This window comes from Brachymonas sp. KE5 (assembly GCF_057773645.1).
The window spans coordinates 763,889-778,955 of the sequence record NZ_CM173463.1; the positions used below are offsets into that span (position 1 = coordinate 763,889).

A 15,067-nucleotide genomic window follows, 5' to 3' on the forward strand; every position below is an offset into this window, starting at 1 on the left:
TTCTTCGCCTGATGCGTTATCGCAACTCTGTTGCATATAACGGATAGTGATATAAAATGCAAGCGTAATAACTTCTTTGCAAAGAAAGACCTTGTATGAAACTGAACGATCTGAAAGAGCAACGCGCTCTGAAACTTGCCGAAGCCCGCGCCATCGTTGACGCTGCCGACTCGGCAAAACGTCAAATGACTGCTGACGAGCAAGCCAAATTTGACGGCCTGAAGGCTGAAATCCAGCGTATCGAGCAGGACGAAGCCCGCGCCGCATTCCTGGCTGAAGCCGAGCGCCGCGCCATCGGTGCGCCGGTGGACAAGCCGCGCCAGGACATGGAAGGCCAGGTCAACGTGCTGGACGCCATCCGCTGCCAGATCGAGAACCGCGCCGCCACGGGTGCTCTGGCTGAGTTCCAAGCCGAAGCCAAGCGCCAGGGCATCGAAGCCCGTAGCGGCGGCATCCTCGTGCCCACATCCATTTTCGAGAAGCGCGCCACGATGACCACGACCGGCGCTTCTGCCGTAGTGCCCGACGACTACCGCGCCGATCAATTCATCGGCCTGCTGCGCAACTCGGTGATCGTCAAGTCCCTGGGTGCCCGCGTGCTGACCGGCCTGCGCGGTGACACCGTCCTGCCCAAGGCCACGGGCGCAGCGACCGCCTATTGGCTCAGCGAGGGCGACGCATTGGTCGAGAGCAACACCACGTACAGCTCCATCAAGCTGGAACCGAAGCACGTCGGCGCGTTGACTGCCTTCAGCCGACAACTGGCGTTGCAGTCAAACCCGAGCATTGAACAGCTACTGCGGGACGACATCGCCACCGTGGTGGGCTTGGCCGTGGACAAAGCCCTGTTGCACGGCACCGCCGCCGCCAAGCAACCAGTCGGCATCCTGAACGTGACCGGCATCCAGACCGCATCACTGGCAACCCTGAGCTGGGCCGCCATCGTCGCCATGTTGGAAAAGCTGGGCCTGGAGAACGTCACCCCCAGCGCCATCCTGACCCATGCCACGGCCGCGACCAAGCTGCAAACCACCCTCAAGGATGCTGTGGCCGGTGCTGCGTACCTGCTGCAAGGTGGCCGCGTGGGCGACCTGCCCGCCTACGTCACCAACCAACTGGACGCCAAGACCGGCACCCCCAACACGGGCCGCGTGATTGCTGGCGACTTCTCGCAACTGGTGATCGGTGAATGGGGCGCGACCGAGATTCTGGCGAACCCCTACGCCGCCGGCTACTACGAGAAGGGCGACGTTCAACTGCGCATCCTTCACACGATGGACGCTGTGGTCCGTAACCCCAAGGCGTTTGTCGTGGCTGACGACCTGGGCCTTTAAGGGGTAAGCCATGAGCGCCGAGAACATCGAACGCCGCACGGCTACCGGCCTTCAGGCCACAGGCCGCACGCTGACCGGGTATGTCGCCACGTTCGGCACGCCCGCGAAGATTACCGACTTCGTGGAGGTGATCCGAGCAGGTGCCTTTACCCGTAGTCTCGAGTCCGGCGCTGATGTTCTGGCGCTGGCCGATCATGACGCATCCCGCGTGCTGGGCCGCACCAGTAGCGGCACGCTGGCGCTGCATGAGGACTCGCACGGGCTGGCCTTCACCCTGACGCTGCCCGACACGACCACAGGCCGCGATCTGGCTGCCCTGGCTGCGCGTGGTGATCTGGGTGGGATGAGCTTTGCATTTGAGTCGCGCACTGAGGAATGGCGCGGCAATACCCGCGAGCTGATCGACGTGGAGCTGCACGAAATCAGCGTGGTGCAGGCGCATCCGGCCTACTCCGGCACGAGCGTCAATCTTCGCCATCGTGAACCGCAAGTGATGATCTTCAACATGAACGCCCGCAACTGGCTAGGAACCTGCTGATGAAATGGCTACCCAAACTGTTCGAGCGCCGTTCCACCAATCAGGCAGTGGGCGGTGATTCGTATTGGCCGGACTTTGCCGCTCTGCGCTCTGGCCCGGTGAACCCTGCAACAGCACAAAGCATCTCGGCTGTCTATGCCTGCGTGCAGGCTATCTCCGAGACAGTGGCATCCTTGCCGCTGATCCTGTACCGCCGCAATGGTGACGACCGTGAACGGGCATCCGACCATCCGCTGTACCGTGTCCTGCACGAGCAGGCCAACGAGCAGCAAACCGCTCTCGAGTTTCGGGAGTGGATGCAGGCGTGTGTCCTGCTGCGCGGCAACGCCTATGCCCGGATCGTGACGGGATGGGATGGGCAAGTAAGGCAACTCATTCCGCTGTCTCCCGACCGTGTGCAAGTCCTGGACGTGGCCGGGAAGCTGGCCTATGACTACACGACGAAGGACGGCCAGGTAACCCGCCTGCTGGCCGGTGAAGTCCTGCACCTGCGTCATCGAGCTGGTGACGATGGTGTGATGGGTGTCAGTCCGATTACTGCCGCCCGTGAAGTGGTGCAACTGGCGATGGCCGAGCGCGATCACGGTAACGCGAGTTTCAGCAATGCTGCCCGCCTGTCTGGTGTGCTGACGGCTCCCGGCGTGCTGAAGCCCGAGCAGCGCGAAGCCCTGAAAACGAGCTGGGCCAGTCAGTACAGTGGCGTGTCCAATGCCGGTAAAACCCCGGTGCTGGAAAACGGCATGACGTTCTCGGCCATCAGCATGAGCAATGAGGATAGCCAATGGCTGGCAAGCCGTCAGTTCAGCGTGGAGGAAGTGTCCCGCCTGTTCCGGGTGCCGCCGACAGTGATCGGTGATCTGCGTCATGGCAACTATTCCAACAGCGTGGAGATGGCCCGCCAGTTCGTCACGCTGACATTGCGGCGTCATTTGTTGATGTGGGAGCAGGCCATCAGTCACAAGCTGCTGACGGATGCAGGCAGACGCATCTACTTTGCAGAACATTCGGTGGAAGGACTGCTGCGTGGTGATGCAGTCAACCGGGCAGACTTCTATGACAAGGGCATTGCATCGGGATGGCTGACGATTGACGAAGCCCGCAAGCTGGAGAACCTGCCTGCCATCAAGGTATCAAGCAAGTTCAAGCCATCTAGCCCGCCGCCTGGGGTGAAGCCGTGAAGAAGCCACGCCTACTGCCGCTGAACAGGAAGGCGTGGCGCCTGCTGCGTGAGCGGGTGCTGTCGGAGGAACCGCTGTGCCGCATGTGTGGGGTGCCTGCTACTGACGTTGACCACATCGACAACGACGGGAACAACAACGAGCGCGACAACCTGCAAGGGCTGTGTCATGAGTGCCATTCCCGCAAGACTGCCGGTGACATGGGCAAGCGTGTCAATTGGGGCTGTGATGCTGATGGGATGCCGCTAGACCCGCGCCATCCGTGGGCGCAGATGGTGAGCCAGCTAGTAGAACGAAAGCATGAAAAATCGCCAGCAACTGAGTCCCATGTACCGAGTGGATTCCCTTGTTTTAATGCAAACCGAAGTTTAAACCCATGAAATCCCGCCGCCCACGCTCCGATAGTGCTAAAGCTGCCCTGCAAGCGCACCAGAACGCCGCCTGTGCGACGCTGGAGCCGCCCGGGTATGTCACCCTTCCCGAGCATTGCGAACCCTTCTGGGCGGCGATTATCACCAGTCGCCCGCGTGATTCCTGGACGCCGAACGACCTGATCAACGCTGCAAACCTTGCCCGCACGCAATATGCGCTGCAATCGGCTGATGTGGGTGGCGACGAACATGCAAAGCTGACTCGGCTGTCCATGGCGCTTGCAAGGGCGTGCTTCGTGCATCCGGGTGCGACTGGAAGGGCAGAGGATCAAATCAACGCGGCCATTCTCGAGCGCGAAGCCCGACAACAGCCCGACGATGATCTGATTCCGCGCCTGAAGGTGGTGTGATGACGCGATCTGAGAAAGTCATCCGGTTTATTGAACGGTTCTGCGTGACGCCTGAAGGGGCGCACGTGGGCGAACCGCTCAAGCTGGCCGACTTTCAGAAGGTGTTCATCCGGGAGCTGTACGACAACCCGCACGGAACCCGCCGCGCCTATTTGAGCATCGCCCGCAAGAACGGCAAGAGTGGCTTGATTGCTGGCCTTCTGCTGGCGCATCTGGTAGGCCCGGAAGCGGTGCAGAACAGTCAGATTGTGTCCGGTGCCATGAGCCGGGATCAAGCTGCCCTGGTGTTCAGCCTTGCCAGCAAGATGGTGCAACTCTCCCCGACGCTCTCCGATCTGGTGCGCATTGTCCCGAGTGGCAAACGCCTGATCGGCCTGCCGCTGAACGTGGAGTTTCGCGCCCTGGCTGCTGACGGCAAGACGGCACACGGCCTGTCCCCGGTACTCGCCATCCTGGACGAAGTGGGGCAGGTACGTGGCCCGCAGTCGGACTTCATTGACGCCATCGGCACCAGTCAAGGGGCACATCAGGCTCCACTACTGATTGCCATATCGACGCAAGCGGCAAGCGACGCTGATCTGTTTTCCGTGTGGCTGGACGATGCTGCAAGCAGCAAGGATCCCCACATCGTCAGTCACGTCTACGCGGCCCCTGAAGGCTGCGAGCTGCTGGATGAATCGGCATGGAAAGCAGCTAACCCGGCGCTGGGCCTGTTCCGCAGTGAAAAGGATCTGGCCGAGCAAATGAAGCAGGCACAGCGTATGCCGTCCATGGAAAACACGGCCCGCAACCTGCTGCTGAACCAGCGTGTATCGACCGAATCCCCGTTCGTTTCGCCTGGCGTGTGGAAGTCCTGTGGTGGGCCTGTAGGCACGCCTGAAGGCCCGGTGTTCGCTGGCCTGGACTTGTCTGCACGCACTGACCTGACTGCGCTGGTGCTGATCTGGCGCGATGGCAACACCTGGCAGGTACAGCCGCACTTCTGGACACCGGAGCAGGGTCTGCAGGATCGTGCAAAGCGTGATCGTGTGCCCTATGACGTGTGGGAGCGGCAAGGTTTCCTGCACACGACTCCGGGAGCATCTGTTGACTATTCGTTTGTGGCCGCTGACATGGCCGAGCTACTCGCTGACCTGGACGTGCAGGGGATTGCCTTCGACCGCTGGCGCATGGACGTTCTGCAACGCGAGCTGGACGCCATCGGCCTGGACTTGCCGCTGATCGAGTGGGGGCAGGGGTTCAAGGACATGGCCCCGGCGCTGGATGCGCTGGAAGCCGAGCTGCTGAATGGCCGCGTGGCGCATGGTGGGCATCCGGTGCTGACGATGTGCGCGGCCAATGCCGTGGTGACGAAAGACCCGGCAGGTTCTCGCAAGCTGGACAAGGCCCGAGCGACCGGACGCATTGACGGCATGCAAGCCTTGGCAATGGCGATGGGACTTGCCGCACGCGCTGAAGTGGCCGAGATGGCTACCTGTGAGGTTTTCTATGTTTGATTCGGTGTCTCCAGACACTGATCCCCTTCCGGGGGGTGGCTGTATAGCCTGTCCCGGACACGGATTAGACGGTGAGTGCCGTGCGCGAAGCAAAACCCCGTCTGCCGGTGGCATGCCCTTCACATGCGCGACCGGCACCTATTCAGCCAGCAATCAACCATGAAAGCCTGCCATGCCCGATCTATTTGCCGTGAAAGACCATCTGCGCATCGAATCCAGTGATGAGGATACGCTGCTGCAAAGCTATCTGGACGCCGCCACAGCGTCTGTAGCCGACTATCTGGGACAACCCCTGCCTGATCCCATTCCTGCGCCTGTAGAGGCCGCAATCCTGCTGCGCGTGGGCGATCTGTACGAGCATCGGGAAGAACAGGCAGAACGCCCGCTGATCCAGAACAAGACGTTTGAGCGCCTGCTGTCTCCCTATCGTCTGATGGGGGTGTGACATGGAGGCCGGAAAGCTGGATCAACGCGTGACGCTGGAGCGATTCACGGAAACCGAAGATGCCTATGGCGCTACTGTCTCCGAATGGGTGACGGTGGGCACGTTCTGGGCCGCTGTATTGCCTTTGAGTGGCAAGGAAATCATTGCCGGTGACGCTGTGGCCGCTATCACTGACGTTCGTGTGATCCTGCGTTATCAGCCTGGGATTACTGCTGCTGATCGGCTGACGCATCGCGGCAAGGCTCTGGAAATCAAGGCGGTGATCGAGCGAGCCAGTCAGAGGCGGGTGCTGGAATTGCTGTGCAAGCGGGTGGGGTGAGCCGTCACGCACGCGCCTGCGAGGGGTGGAAAGTGGGAAAAGTTTTCCCACTTTATGTGAGCCGTCACGCACGCGCCTGCGAGGGAATAGTGGAAAGAGTGTTTCCACTATTCCTGAGTGAGCCGTCACGCACGCGCCTGCGAGGGTACAAGCACCGGAGCAGCACAGTACAAATCTGTGAGCCGTCACGCACGCGCCTGCGAGGAGATGGGTGGGACAACTTGTCCCACCCATGTCGTGAGCCGTCACGCACGCGCCCGCGAGGTGCCCCCGGCATGGGGGGTACCCAAACTGCGACCCCCTGCAATGTCTGCTGATGAGCAGAGTTTGGCGGCTGAAAAGTGAGCCGCGAAATACGGGTGATCCTGCAATTGCTGGTGAAACTTGAATGTAGGAAAATTGGTGGGATAAAAGCAACGATTAGCCTGTAACCCGCATGAATGCTAATGATTTGGATGCCTCTCTCTCCGCCAGATGGTCCACGAAATCAAGCACCTACAGCATGCGCTGCAGGTGCTTTTTTCTTGGCTGGGCCTCAGGGCGCCGGCGGGATGATGATCGTGGGTTCGTCCTTGTCAGCAGGAGCTTCTTCCGACACCGCCATCGCTTGCGAGGCAGGCGCAGCCGGTGGCTCGCTCGCTTCTTGCGGAGCTGCAGGCGCGCAGGCATCGCGGATCGTGGTTGCTAGTTCGACGCCGCTGCCAAATGCAATCCATAGCGGAAAACCGACCGTCATGCCTGCCGCCGTAAAGGCGATGGCGCCAGGGCCGGTCAGCAGGGCGGCAGCCAGCACGGTAATCAGCACGGCACGGCCGCCGGTTCCCTGCTTGTCCCAAGCGCGGTCCTTGGCCTCGGCTGCCAGCACCTTCAGGGTGGGCAGGGCGGCCCGGCTGGAGAGGGTGACGGACACTGCCTGGCTGGCCCTGGTCCACGCCGGCACACGGGAATGGCGCAGGTCGACCATGCGCGTGGCCCAGTCATGCAGAGCTTCCTTTTCCACCGCCGACAGGCCGTCGACCAGTTGCTGCACCACGGCGCGCTGGTCACGCTGCATCGATGCAGAGCTTGCCGGCTCGTCCGCCGCAGAATCGGCACTGGCCAGCTGGGCTTCCAGATCGCGCACCTTGTTGCGCAGGGCTTGCAGTTCCTTCTCGAGTTCGCTGTGTTCCATGGGGTCCTCCGTGAGTCATGGCAAACCCTATCTGCCGCTGATTGCGGGCGATTCAATGCGCAATGTGTAAGGATCTGTCCCGGCCAGGCTTGCAGCGCCAGCCTAGCTGGGTTTCATGTCAATACAGCGTCTCGACATCGCACGCGAGCAGATAGCCGGCACCGCGCTCAGTCAGAATCAACCGAGGCTGCGCCGGGTCGGCCTCGAGCTTGAGCCGCAGCCGCCGGATCTGCACGTCGATGGTGCGGTCATACACCTCGGCCTCGTGCAGGCGCGACATGGACAGCAGCTGGTCGCGCGACATCACGCGCCGCGGCGCTTGGCACAGGGCGCTGAGCAGGCTGATCTCGCCATTGGACAGCTCCACATACGAACCATCGGGCGACTTGAGACGCCGCGTGCGCAGGTTCAGTTCCCAGCCGGCAAAGCGGAAGGCGCGGCGCGCGCTGTCGCGCTGCGGCAGCGTGGCCTGCACCTGATAGCGCCGCAGCACTGCGCGCACGCGCGCCAGCAGCTCGCGCGGGCTGAAAGGCTTGGTCACGTAATCGTCGGCACCCAGTTCCAGCCCCATCACACGGTCGGCCTCTTCGGTGCGACCGGTTAGCAGAATGATGGGCACGGTGGCGCGCGCACGCAACTGGCGCGCCAGATCCAGCCCGTCCTCGCCCGGCAGGCGCAGGTCCAGCAACACCAGGTCGATCGCCTGACTGTCGAAGCAGGCTATCATTTCCCGACCGGAACTGCAGGGCGTGGCGCGCAATTCATGCTCCTGCAGGTAGTCGCAGACCATGTCACGCACATCGGGATCGTCGTCGACGACCAATACATGGGGCTGGTTCAGGAAGGACATGGTCAGGATGGTAACGGAGAATCGGGGCCCCGCACGCAGACACTCGCTGTCGCGTTTCCTCTCCAGCGGCCGTATGCCCTGGATGGCTCTGCTGCTGGCCTGGCTGCTGCTGGTGCTCCTGACGGCGGCTGCCCTGTGGGTCATGCGCAGCTCCACCCTGAGCGAGCAGCAGCGGGCCCTGCATACGCTGGCCGTGGTGGCTTCCGACGAGCTGGAGCGTGGCCTGGACGGGGTGAATGAAGGCCTGACGGCCATCGGCAATGCCATCGAGGAAGATGGCATGCCCGGCAGCGAGGAAGAGGTGTCTGCAAGGCTGCGCCGCCGGGTGGAGTTGATGCCCATGGCGCAGACCCTCTGGCTGCTCGACCGGCATGGGGCTGGCGTGGCGGGTTCCGATTCTATCGGCTTTCCGGAAGCGGAGAGCTTCAGGCCGGCCCTCAAGCCTGCCGGCATCGACGGGCTGGCCTTCAGCCCGCCGTTCCAGGATTCCCATGCCGCCCACCCGCTGGTGGCCATCGCCAGTTCCGTGGACACGGCGCGGTTCGGCTGGGTGGTTGCCGGGGTGCCGGCCGATGCCCTGCTGGGGGCATTTCAGGCGGCCTTGCCCGAGGACGAGGCGCAAATGCTGGTGTACCGGCGTGACGGCACACTGCTGGCCTCCACGCCGGGCGCTTCGCATCCCGTGAGCCGACAGTCCCGGCTGGTGGAGCAGATTCCCATCGAACCCTACGGCCTGAAGGTGGAACTGCTGCGCAGCCGCGATGTGGTGCTGCATGACTGGACCAATTCTGCGCAGATCGCCGGTGCGCTGCTTGCGTTGTTGGCGGTGGTGATGGCGGTGGCCCTGTGGATTCTGCAGCGCGCCCAGCGGCGTCATGTGCAGGCGCAGGAGGCGCTGCGCCGGCAGCAGGCCCGGGGCGAGCGACTGGAGGTGCTGGGGCGCATGGCAGGCGAGGTGGCGCATGATTTCAACAACGTGCTCGGCGCGATTGCCGGCTATGGAGAGATGGCGCTGGACAAGGCCGAACCCGGCAGCGCCCAGGCACGGCAACTGGGTCGCCTGATGGGGGCAACGGAACGGGGCAGGGCGCTGACGGAGCGCATCCTGGCTTTCAGCCGCGGTGGCGCCCGGCGCTCGGTGGTGTTCCGGCTGCAGCCGGTGATCGAGGAGGTGCTGGAGCATGTGCGCAGCCTGCAGCAGCCGGGCATTGTGCTGGATGTGCAACTGCAGGCGCCGCAGGCAACGGTCAAGGGGGATCCGCTGCAGGCCTATCAGGCGGTGCTGAACCTTTGCGTCAATGCCGTGCAGGCGATGCCGCAGGGCGGTGTGCTGCGCGTGGCGCTGGGCGAGGAGCGCGTGGCGCAGGAGCAGGTGCTTTCCCACAGCCAGCTCGGCGCCGGAGACTGGCTCAGGCTGTCGGTGGCGGATCAGGGGCGGGGCATCGATCCGGTCTCGATGGAGCATCTGCTCGAGCCCTTCTACACGACGCGGGGCGGCGAGGGCGGCACGGGTCTGGGCCTGTCTGTGGTGCATGGCGCCATGGTCGAACTGCACGGAGCCATCGATGTTCAAAGCCGGCCTGGAGAGGGGGCGTGCTTCACGCTGTGGTTTCCGGTGGGTAGTCCCGCGCTGGAGCCGCTGTCAGTTCCTGCAGAAGCCAGAGCGGGCGGGACGATCCCGCGCATCCTGGTGGTGGATGACGAGCCGGAGCTGGCAGAGCTGGTTGCCAGCACGCTGGAACTGCTGGGGTATGAGGCAACGGTGGAGACGCAGTCCTCCCGGGCCCTGGCTCTGCTGCAGGAGCAGCCGGCGCGTTTTGCGGCCCTGCTCACGGACGAACGCATGCCGGACCTCTCCGGCACCGAACTCGTCCGTGCCTTGCGCACGGCTGGAGGAGCTTTGGCTCAGTTGCCGGTGCTTCTGGTCACCGGGCAGGGCGGCCCCATGCTGGCCGCGCGCGCACAGGAGCTGGGCATCGGCTCCATCCTGCGCAAGCCGCTGGACCGGCAGGAACTGCTGCAGGCGCTCGAGGCCATGCTGCATGGCACCCCAGCGCCGTGAGGGCGGCCTGCAGTCGCATCGATTGCAGTTGCAACAGGGGGAGGCGGGTTTTGTCACGCGCCCTGTCATCAGGGCAGTGATGATCGGGATCAGCAAGTTTTTTCCAGCCCGTTTTCCAGGAGATTCATGATGACCTTGCGCCAGTCTTCCTTTTCCGCGCTGTTCGCTGCCTGCCTGCTGGCCGGTGGTGCCGCCATGGCAGCCCCTGCCACTCCCGCCGCTACGGCCAGTGCTCCTGTGAAAACAGCGTCTGGTGCGATCAAGTCGACTTCCTTCTTCGGCAAGCTATTGCCTGCTGCCAAGCCTGCTTCTGCGGCTGTGGCCACCAAGCCGGCTTCCAAGCCCATGACTTCTGTCGCCAAGCCGGCAGTTCCGGCCGCTCCCGCCAGACCCGCTGTAGCAGCCACGCCTGCTAAGCCGGCAACTCCAGCTGTCGCGGCAACTCCTGCCAAGCCGGCTACCCCTGCCGTTCCTGCCACTCCCGCCGCCAAGACCAGCGTCCCGGTAAAGGCAGCATCCGGCAGTGGTCTGGGCAGCACTCAGGTGTGGGTCAACGCTGATTCCAGGGTTTATCACTGCCCCGGCACCAAATACTACGGCAAGACCAGGAAGGGCCAGTACATGAGCGAGGCGGCTGCCCGCGGCGCTGGCAATCGCGCCGACCGTGGCGTTGCCTGCTCCACCAAATAAGCGCTCCTCTCGCACAACACTGCCGGGCATGCGGACGACGGCGGCCTTCCGGTCGCAGGCGTCTGTTGCCCGGTTTTTCGCGTACGGGTGATTTCGGAATCCGGCACGCAGGAAGTATCCCATGGCAGACTCAGAAAGCGACTATGTCTTGCGCGGCCCCGACTTGCCCGACTTGCTGGGCGAGGACATCCTGGCAGACCTGTTCGAGGCCACGGCACATCGCATTCCCCACAAAACCGCGCTGACGCACGGAGAGCGCCAGCTCAGCTATGCCGAGCTGGATGCCTCGGCCGATGCGGTGATGCACCGGCTGATCGAGGCCGGCATCCGGGCGGGCGACATGGTCGGCCTGTGGCTGCCGCGCGGCATCGAACTGCTCGTGTTGCAGCTTGCCATTGCCAAGACCGGTGCCGCCTGGCTGCCCTTCGACGCCGAGGTGCCGGTCGAGCGCATTGCCATCTGCCTGGAAGATGCGCAGGCGCGTGCCTTGCTGATCGACGCGCACCATGGCCAGCCGGTGCTGCAGCAGCCCGACATCCAGGCGCGCATTCTCACGGCGCAGGAACTGCTGCAGCCGCTGCCCGAGGGCATCGTGCTGCAGCGCCGCCAGAATGCCTCGCCGGATTACACGGCTTACGTCATCTACACCAGCGGCTCCACCGGCAAGCCCAAGGGCATTGCCATCACGCAGCGCAGCATCTGCCATTTCCTGCGCAGCGAGAACGCCCGCCTGGGTGTGCGCGAGGACGATCGTGTCTACCAGGGCTTCTCGGTCGCCTTCGACATGTCCTTCGAGGAGATCTGGATCAGCTACCTGGTCGGCGCCACGCTCTGGATCGCCCCCAAGGAAATCGCCGGCGATCCCGAAGCCCTGCCGCGCGCCCTGATCGAGAACGACATCACCGTGCTGCACGCCGTGCCCACGCTGCTGGCGCTGTTCGCCCAGGATGTGCCCAATCTGCGCATCATCAACCTGGGTGGCGAGATGTGTCCGCAGACGCTGGTCGAGCGCTGGGCGCATGGCCGGCAGATGTTCAACACCTATGGCCCGACGGAAGCGACGGTTTCAGCCTCGCTGGCCGAGCTCAAGCCGGGCCAGCCGGTCACCATCGGCGAGGCGTTGCCCAACTACGGCCTGCTGGTGATCGAGGTGATCGATCCCGACAGCATCGTGGATGGCAAGGTGCCCCCGCTCAAGATCCTGCCGTTTGGCGAAACCGGCGAGCTGTGCATCACCGGCCCCGGCGTGGCCGCCGGCTTCCTGGGCCGCCCCGACCTGACGGCCGAGAAATTCCTGCCCAATCCCTGGGCCCGCAACGAACAGGAAGCGCGCCTGTACCGCACGGGCGACCTGGCCCGCGTCGAAACGCAGACCGGTGGCGTGCAGCAGATGCAGTGCCTGGGTCGTGCCGATGACCAGGTGAAGATTCGCGGCTTCCGCGTCGAACTCGGCGAAATCGAAGCCGTGCTGGCACGCCAGCCGGGCGTGGGGACTACCGCCGTGGTGCTGCGCAATGACGATGGCATCGAGCAGCTGGTCGCATTCTATGTCCCCTCCCGCAGCGACACGCCGGCCACGAGTGCATTGCGCAACGGTTTGGCCGGGGTGCTGCCGCCCTACATGGTGCCCGCGCGCTTCGAGCCGTTGCCGGCCATGCCGCGCCTGTCCAGCGGCAAGATCGACCGCAAGGTGCTCAAGGCACAGCCGCTGGCGGCTGCAGCGGCTGCAGAAGGCAGCGACCGGCCCGAAACTCCCGCCGAGGAGGCGCTGTTCGGCGAACTGGAAAAACTGTTCCCCGGCCAGCCGGTGCGGCGCGAACTGGACTTCTTCAATGACCTGGGTGGCCATTCACTGTTCGCCGCGCGCCTGGTGTCGCTGCTGCGGCAGGACGCCCGCTTTGCCCAGACCACGGTCGGCGACATCTACCAGCACCGCCGCATCGGCCTGATCGCCGAGGCGCTGCAGCAGCGCATGGACGAATCCGGCAGCGCCCCCGCGGCCGAGCGCCCCTTTGTGCTGCACAGCGCCTGGCGCCGTTGGCGCTGCGGGCTGGCGCAAGGCCTGGTCACGCCGTTCCTGGTGCTGCTCAAGATGGCGCAATGGCTGGCGCCGTTCTTTACCTACCATTTCTATACCGGCGATCCGGACGACTCGCTCGTGTATGCCGTTGCCATGTCGATCGTGGCCTTCCTTGTCACCACGCTGGCCGAATTTGTCGTTGCCTGGGCCGGCAAATGGCTGATTGCCGGCCGGCTGAAGCCAGGCAGCTATCCGCTCTGGGGCTGGACCTATTTCCGCTGGTGGCTGGTTGACCGGCTGACCGAAGCCGTTCCCACCTACATGATCAACGGCTCGCCGCTCTATTCCTGGTGGCTGCGCGCGCTGGGTGCGAAGGTGGGGGCCGAAGTCAACCTGGGTTCGGTGACCTTGCGTGTGCCCGAGCTCATCTCCATCGGCGACGGTGCCGCCATCGGCAACGCGGTCAACCTGGAAAACGCCCGCGTCGAAGGCGGCATGCTGCATCTGGGCCGCATCGACATTGGCCGGGAAGCCTGTATCGGCTCCTACGTCGTGCTGGAGGGCGACACGGCCATTGGCGAATACGGCCATCTGGAAGGGCAGTCGGCGCTGGGCAGCGGCCAGCGCGTGCCGGCACGCAAGGTCTGGCATGGCTCACCCGCGCGCGAACGGGGGGATTTCGACCCCGCCAGCCTGCCGGCACGTCCGCCGGTCAGTACCGCACGGCTGTGGTTCGAAAGCGCCTTCTTCATCGTGGGGGCCCTGGCCGTCGCGGTCCTGTTCTTCATGCCGGTATTCCCGACCTTCATGCTGATCGACCTGATGGACGTGGATGCCATCGCGGTGCGCCCGCTGCTGGATTCGGGCTCGATCAGCGACTGGGAAGCGTTCGGGCTGCGCCTCGTCAAGTTCTTCATCCTGGCGCTGCCGGCCAGCCTGGTGTTCATCCTGGCCACGGCGTTGATAGCGGCCCTGATCCGCTGGGCCTTCCTGCCGAAGATGCGCGCCGGCTCCTGGCCCCTGCACAGCAAGCGCTATCTGGCCAAGTGGCTTGTCAACCAGATTCAGGAATCCAGTCTGGCGGTGCTGCACGGGGTGTACGCCACGGTGTATTCCGCCACCTGGTACCGGCTGCTGGGCGCCAGGGTCGGCAAGGAAACCGAGCTGTCCACCGCGCTCGGCGTGGTGCCCGACATGCTCACGCTGGGCGACGAATGCTTCATCGCCGATGCGGTGATGCTGGGAGACGAGCACATCGACGGTGGCTGGATGACGGTCAGGCCGACCGTGGTGTCGCGCCGCAGCTTTGTCGGCAACGGTGCCTACGTGCCGGATGGCACCACCATTCCCGAAAACGTGCTGATTGGCGTGATGAGCGCCGTGCCGCGCAACGCCTCGATGCAGGACGGCGACACCTGGGTTGGTTCGCCGCCCATGCACCTGCCGGCGCGCGAAGTGGTGAGCGGTTTCCCCGAACACCTTACATTTGCCCCCTCGCGCCTGCGCAAGCTGGGGCGCGGCAGCGTCGAGGCGTTCCGTATTGCAGCGCCCCATGCGCTGGTCATCGCCGTGGGCTATGCCCTGGTGCTCGATGCCATGCCGCTGGCGGCCCGTGGCCGCTGGGATGAAGTCGCGCTGGATCTGGCGGTGGGCGGCGTGCTGTTCGGGCTGGCCACCTTCGTCTTCGTGGCCCTGTTCAAGTGGCTGCTGCTGGGCCGCTACAAACAGCGCTCGGTGCCGATGTGGACGCCGTTCGTCTGGCTGTCCGAGGCAGCGACCAACCTCTACGAGGGCATTACCGTGCCCTGGTTCCTGCGCTACCTGCGCGGCACGCCGTGGCTGTCCGATGCCTTCAACCTGCTGGGAGCGCGTATCGGCCGTGGCGTCTACATGGACACCACCGACATCACCGAATTCGATTGCGTGCACATCGGCGACCACAGCGAACTCAACGCCCTGTGCTGCCCGCAGACGCACCTGTTCGAGGACCGCGTGATGAAGGTGGACCATGTGCGCATCGGCAGCCGCGTGACGCTGGGCGCGCGCTGCACCGTGCTGTACGGAGCCCAGGTGGCGGATGGCGCGCAGCTCGGGCCGTTGACGCTGGTGATGAAGGGCGAAGCGATTCCGGCCGGCACGCGCTGGCACGGCCTGCCGGCCACACCCTGGAGGGCGTGATACGC

The 15,067-nt window shown here is 64.2% G+C and carries 12 protein-coding genes, 1 pseudogene and 1 CRISPR repeat array; of the genes and pseudogenes, 11 read left to right on the forward strand and 2 right to left on the reverse strand.

Annotated elements, in window-relative coordinates:
• Window positions 1-95 precede the first annotated feature (95 nt).
• From ACX36O_RS03585 to ACX36O_RS03620, 8 genes and pseudogenes are all read left to right on the forward strand, one after another.
• Complete coding sequence (locus ACX36O_RS03585; RefSeq protein ID WP_488360071.1) at window positions 96-1,334, forward strand: phage major capsid protein; 1,239 nt, start codon at window positions 96-98, stop codon at window positions 1,332-1,334.
• A 10-nt stretch (window positions 1,335-1,344) separates the two neighbouring features.
• Window positions 1,345-1,872 (forward strand): HK97 family phage prohead protease, encoded by a 528-nt coding sequence (locus tag ACX36O_RS03590; RefSeq protein ID WP_488360072.1) that lies wholly within the window; start codon window positions 1,345-1,347, stop codon window positions 1,870-1,872.
• A complete protein-coding gene (locus tag ACX36O_RS03595) occupies window positions 1,872-3,050 on the forward strand; it encodes a phage portal protein (protein ID WP_488360073.1) in 1,179 nt (392 codons plus the stop codon). The genes ACX36O_RS03590 and ACX36O_RS03595 overlap by 1 nt, the downstream gene beginning before the upstream one ends.
• Window positions 3,051-3,133: 83 nt before the next feature.
• On the forward strand, window positions 3,134-3,430 hold the full coding sequence (locus tag ACX36O_RS03600; RefSeq protein WP_488360228.1) for an HNH endonuclease: 297 nt from the start codon (window positions 3,134-3,136) through the stop codon (window positions 3,428-3,430).
• A complete protein-coding gene (locus ACX36O_RS03605; RefSeq protein ID WP_488360074.1) occupies window positions 3,427-3,831 on the forward strand; it encodes a terminase in 405 nt (134 codons plus the stop codon). Before ACX36O_RS03600 ends, ACX36O_RS03605 begins: the two co-directional genes overlap by 4 nt.
• Entirely contained in the window at window positions 3,831-5,327 is a 1,497-nt protein-coding gene (locus ACX36O_RS03610; RefSeq protein WP_488360075.1) for a terminase large subunit, read from the forward strand. Before ACX36O_RS03605 ends, ACX36O_RS03610 begins: the two co-directional genes overlap by 1 nt.
• A 172-nt stretch (window positions 5,328-5,499) precedes the next feature.
• Window positions 5,500-5,772: a head-tail connector protein gene (locus ACX36O_RS03615; RefSeq protein ID WP_488360076.1), complete on the forward strand. Its 273-nt coding sequence runs from the start codon at window positions 5,500-5,502 to the stop codon at window positions 5,770-5,772.
• 1 nt (window position 5,773) lies between these two features.
• A pseudogene (locus ACX36O_RS03620) lies at window positions 5,774-6,070 on the forward strand (phage head closure protein); the annotation flags it as partial.
• A 17-nt stretch (window positions 6,071-6,087) separates the two neighbouring features.
• A CRISPR array of direct repeats spans window positions 6,088-6,357; the repeat unit is 29 nt; unit sequence GTGAGCCGTCACGCACGCGCCTGCGAGGG.
• A 269-nt stretch (window positions 6,358-6,626) separates the two neighbouring features.
• On the opposite strand, the gene ACX36O_RS03625 reads toward ACX36O_RS03620, so the two are convergent.
• On the reverse strand, window positions 6,627-7,262 hold the full coding sequence (locus ACX36O_RS03625; RefSeq protein ID WP_213359512.1) for a hypothetical protein: 636 nt from the start codon (window positions 7,260-7,262) through the stop codon (window positions 6,627-6,629).
• 118 nt (window positions 7,263-7,380) lie between these two features.
• Window positions 7,381-8,112, reverse strand: a complete 732-nt coding sequence (locus ACX36O_RS03630; protein ID WP_213359514.1) for a response regulator — start codon at window positions 8,110-8,112, stop codon at window positions 7,381-7,383.
• A 73-nt stretch (window positions 8,113-8,185) separates the two neighbouring features.
• Here ACX36O_RS03630 and ACX36O_RS03635 point away from each other — a divergent pair, with 73 nt between their 5' ends.
• The 3 genes from ACX36O_RS03635 (at window position 8,186) to ACX36O_RS03645 (ending at window position 15,062) form a co-directional block, all read left to right on the forward strand.
• On the forward strand, window positions 8,186-10,174 hold the full coding sequence (locus tag ACX36O_RS03635) for an ATP-binding protein (protein WP_213359516.1): 1,989 nt from the start codon (window positions 8,186-8,188) through the stop codon (window positions 10,172-10,174).
• Window positions 10,175-10,300: 126 nt separating this feature from the next.
• Window positions 10,301-10,864 carry a signal peptide protein gene (locus tag ACX36O_RS03640; protein ID WP_488360077.1) on the forward strand — a complete coding sequence of 188 codons (564 nt, stop codon included), beginning with the start codon at window positions 10,301-10,303 and terminating at the stop codon, window positions 10,862-10,864.
• Between the two features lie 121 nt (window positions 10,865-10,985).
• Window positions 10,986-15,062 (forward strand): Pls/PosA family non-ribosomal peptide synthetase, encoded by a 4,077-nt coding sequence (locus tag ACX36O_RS03645; protein ID WP_213359531.1) that lies wholly within the window; start codon window positions 10,986-10,988, stop codon window positions 15,060-15,062.
• Window positions 15,063-15,067 lie beyond the last annotated feature (5 nt).

What these genes read in the sequence shown, in the direction of transcription:
- ACX36O_RS03585 (WP_488360071.1), top strand. Translation starts at nt 96, where the DNA reads ATGAAACTGAACGATCTGAAAGAGCAACGCGCTCTGAAACTTGCCGAA.
- ACX36O_RS03590 (WP_488360072.1), top strand. Translation starts at nt 1,345, where the DNA reads ATGAGCGCCGAGAACATCGAACGCCGCACGGCTACCGGCCTTCAGGCC.
- ACX36O_RS03595 (WP_488360073.1), top strand. Translation starts at nt 1,872, where the DNA reads ATGAAATGGCTACCCAAACTGTTCGAGCGCCGTTCCACCAATCAGGCA.
- ACX36O_RS03600 (WP_488360228.1), top strand. Translation starts at nt 3,134, where the DNA reads ATGTGTGGGGTGCCTGCTACTGACGTTGACCACATCGACAACGACGGG.
- ACX36O_RS03605 (WP_488360074.1), top strand. Translation starts at nt 3,427, where the DNA reads ATGAAATCCCGCCGCCCACGCTCCGATAGTGCTAAAGCTGCCCTGCAA.
- ACX36O_RS03610 (WP_488360075.1), top strand. Translation starts at nt 3,831, where the DNA reads ATGACGCGATCTGAGAAAGTCATCCGGTTTATTGAACGGTTCTGCGTG.
- ACX36O_RS03615 (WP_488360076.1), top strand. Translation starts at nt 5,500, where the DNA reads ATGCCCGATCTATTTGCCGTGAAAGACCATCTGCGCATCGAATCCAGT.
- ACX36O_RS03625 (WP_213359512.1), bottom strand. Translation starts at nt 7,262, where the DNA reads ATGGAACACAGCGAACTCGAGAAGGAACTGCAAGCCCTGCGCAACAAG.
- ACX36O_RS03630 (WP_213359514.1), bottom strand. Translation starts at nt 8,112, where the DNA reads ATGTCCTTCCTGAACCAGCCCCATGTATTGGTCGTCGACGACGATCCC.
- ACX36O_RS03635 (WP_213359516.1), top strand. Translation starts at nt 8,186, where the DNA reads ATGCCCTGGATGGCTCTGCTGCTGGCCTGGCTGCTGCTGGTGCTCCTG.
- ACX36O_RS03640 (WP_488360077.1), top strand. Translation starts at nt 10,301, where the DNA reads ATGATGACCTTGCGCCAGTCTTCCTTTTCCGCGCTGTTCGCTGCCTGC.
- ACX36O_RS03645 (WP_213359531.1), top strand. Translation starts at nt 10,986, where the DNA reads ATGGCAGACTCAGAAAGCGACTATGTCTTGCGCGGCCCCGACTTGCCC.